This is a genomic window from Bradyrhizobium ingae, from assembly GCF_055791185.1.
Map to the genome: position 1 here is coordinate 1 of NZ_JBVUBB010000102.1, position 752 is coordinate 752.

General features: G+C 60.5%; 1 protein-coding gene. It reads left to right on the forward strand.

Annotated features, from left to right (window positions below):
* Positions 1-171: 171 nt before the first annotated feature.
* Positions 172-752, forward strand: a 581-nt coding sequence (locus ACV1FX_RS41720) for a transposase (RefSeq protein WP_473123283.1), incomplete at its 3' end; no start/stop codon positions are given.

The following is a 752-nucleotide window of genomic DNA, read 5'->3' on the forward strand; positions in this document are numbered from 1 at the left end:
AGTCCTCCGTGAAGAATGCGGATTGACCTGAAAAATAAGCAAAAATGGTCTTGAGAAAGTATTCGATTTTGCAGGAAAGCGGTGTGTGGGACCTCGCTTTCCTGCGTTTTGGGATTTCGTTTTTGAGCGGTTTGTGATTCCCTGACTGCGTCGTCGACATTGGGGAATGCGATGAGCAAACCGCGGGATGATCGCCAGAAGGACCTGCTGCTTCCGGCCCTGGATCAGATCATCGACATGGGTCATCCGCTGGTGCGGTTGGCGGCGCTGATCGACTGGAACGTGCTGAATGAGCGCTTTGGTTCGGTGTGCCAGGCAGGGTCAGGGCAGCCGGGGTTGCCGACGCGGCTGATCGCCGGCCTGTTCATTCTGAAGCACATGCACAACCTGTCGGATGAAGCGCTGTGCGCCCGCTGGATCGAGAACCCCTATTACCAGCACTTCTGCGGCGAATTGAGCTTCTGCCACCGGTTGCCGTTCGATCGATCGTCGATGACGCGCTGGCGGCAGCGGCTCGGCGAGGAGCAGCTTGTCGCGCTGATCCAGGAAAGTCTGTCGGTGGCGCACAAGACCGGCGCGATCGGCGCGAAGGACCTGGAACGAGTGGTCGTCGATACCACGGTGCAGCCCAAGGCGGTCGCCCATCCGACCGACGCGCGGCTGATGCATCGAGCAATCGTTAAGCTGGTCGGGCTCGCCAGGCGCAACCGTGTGCCGCTGCGCCAGAGCTATCTGCGCCTGGCCAAGCGCGC